Origin of the sequence: Hoeflea sp. CAU 1731, from assembly GCF_039888615.1 — a bacterium.
In the GTDB taxonomy this organism is placed as follows: Bacteria; Pseudomonadota; Alphaproteobacteria; order Rhizobiales; family Rhizobiaceae; genus Flavimaribacter.
Window position 1 is genome coordinate 1 of record NZ_JBDQQS010000050.1, and the last position, 2,072, is coordinate 2,072.

Annotated in this window: 2 protein-coding genes; one reads left to right on the forward strand and one right to left on the reverse strand. The window is 57.5% G+C overall.

The window, feature by feature from the left end; translation table 11 throughout:
* Positions 1–262 precede the first annotated feature (262 nt).
* Positions 263–1,258: a L,D-transpeptidase family protein gene (locus AAFN47_RS28050; protein WP_420406604.1), complete on the forward strand. Its 996-nt coding sequence runs from the start codon at positions 263–265 to the stop codon at positions 1,256–1,258.
* 12 nt (positions 1,259–1,270) lie between these two features.
* Here AAFN47_RS28050 and AAFN47_RS28055 read toward each other — a convergent pair whose 3' ends face one another.
* Positions 1,271–1,996 carry a heparan-alpha-glucosaminide N-acetyltransferase gene (locus AAFN47_RS28055; protein ID WP_499812477.1) on the reverse strand — a complete coding sequence of 242 codons (726 nt, stop codon included), beginning with the start codon at positions 1,994–1,996 and terminating at the stop codon, positions 1,271–1,273.
* Positions 1,997–2,072 lie beyond the last annotated feature (76 nt).

Below are 2,072 nucleotides of genomic sequence, written 5' to 3' on the forward strand. Positions count from 1 at the left end.
CGACTGCTTGCCAGGGCAGCACTCTCGCGGATAGTGAGACGTTCGCGTTCTTCGGTCACTGATGTATCTCCCTTTGTGGGACCTGTGTTAAGGAGATCGGATGCGGCGGTGAAGAGGAGAGGCAGTTCGCAGCGCTGCGGCGGTTTGCCGCCCTTTCAATGAGGCACGTAAACGCGACATTAATCATGATTGGCGAGTGTCTGGCTGTTTCATCAGCTTGGAATGCTTCTTTGGGGTCAGGTTCTAGACTGTGGTTCGATTGATCATTGCATTCGCGCTGGTTTCGCTCATTGGCCTGGCCACGTCCGCGTGCGTTTCAACGGTGCTCGACGTGGAAGGGAGGTCAATTCAGCCGGTCCCAGCTGCGCTTGTCACGGAAATGAACCGCAAATCAATGTCGCGGTCAGCACCAATCCTGGTTCGGATCTTCAAGCAGGAGAGCGAGCTGGAGATCTGGAAGCGCGACAAAAGCGGCAAGTTCGCGCTTCTCAAGACCTATCCTATGTGCCGCTGGTCGGGAAAGCTTGGGCCGAAAACGCGCGAAGGCGACCGTCAGGCACCCGAAGGCTTCTATCATGTCAGCGCCGGCATGCTTAACCCGAACTCGCAATACTACCTTTCCTTCAATCTCGGATATCCGAACAGGCTCGAATCCGCACTCGGCTATACCGGGGAGGCGCTGATGGTACACGGTGCATGCTCGTCGTCCGGCTGCTTCGCAATGACGGACGAGGGCGTGGCCGAGATCTATGCGGTAGCGCGCGAAGCGCTGAAGGGCGGCCAGACGGCGTTTCAGGTTCAGGCTTTTCCATTCCGCATGACACCTGAAAACATGGCGAGGAACCGAAACGATCCGAGTTTCGAGTACTGGATGAACCTCAAGAAGGGTCACGACATTTTCGAAGTCACACGCCAGCAGCCTCGCGTCTCCCACTGCGGAGGCAGCTACGCGTTCAACACCGAGTTTGAAGGCGGCGAACCGAGCGATCCCCTCGCAGCATGTCCACCGGCCATCTCCATGCAAAATCCTGTCGTCGCAGCGCGCTCGCAGTCGGATCTGCGGGAAATGAACAGGATCGTTGAGGAAGGTTCGGCTGTGCGGGCGCACGCCTATTCGGACGGGGGAATGCACTCGAAATTCCGCGAGTTGCTGGGGCGCCTTGGTGACAAGGCACTTGCCGAGCGAATTTCCGTGGACGCGGTGCCGATCAGCCGTCCCGATGACGCTCTTGCCGATCCTCACACCCCGAACGAATAGACGTTCCCCTGTTCAAATCAGTAGCCTGGAAACCGGTACGATGACAGCCAACAGAACGGGCTGGTGCACGAGATAGATCACCAGACTTCTGCGCCCGCACCATGCTAGGAATCGTGCCGCCTGACCCTGCGGCGCGGATCTCGACAGATATCCTTCCAGATCAAAGGCCAGCAGCCATTTCGTCGCTGCCATGCCAAAAAGCGTGAGGCCGACCCATGGGAATATCGGCACGAAATCATTGCTCGGCGGGGGCTGGGTAAAAAAGCCGATCCAAGCCGTCAGTCTGGTGTCGAAAGCCGTCGACTCGTAGAAAAACGGAAGCGCAAAAATTGCAGTCCCGGCTGCCAAACATAGTGACGCGGAAGCGCGAATGAACAGGACCCCTATCAGCGTCGCTGCTGCGATTGCATGAAGGATACCGAAATAGACGAAGCTGGCCGGGAATACGAGGTATGTCACTACGGTGATGGCCGCCGCTGCGAGGGCGATGATACTCAGACGACGCAAGAATGGCGACCATCTGATTTGCGTTCGATGTGCAAGAACGAGGCTAACGCCGACGAGGATCATGAAGGTGCCGGCCAGACTGCGACCGAACATCAGCCAAGCGGGATGCTGCGCGACCCCTGAGATAATGCCGGTGAACTCAAAATCCCAGACGAGATGGAACAGGACCACGCCCGTAATCGCGAGGCCCCGAACGATGTCGACAACAATGAGGCGTTGCGTCCCAGCCAAGGAGCGGTCTCCTGTCCGTTATTCAGGTTTGTGTAAAAGCTCATCCTACTGGAGGTTCAACCCATATTTCCCGCTC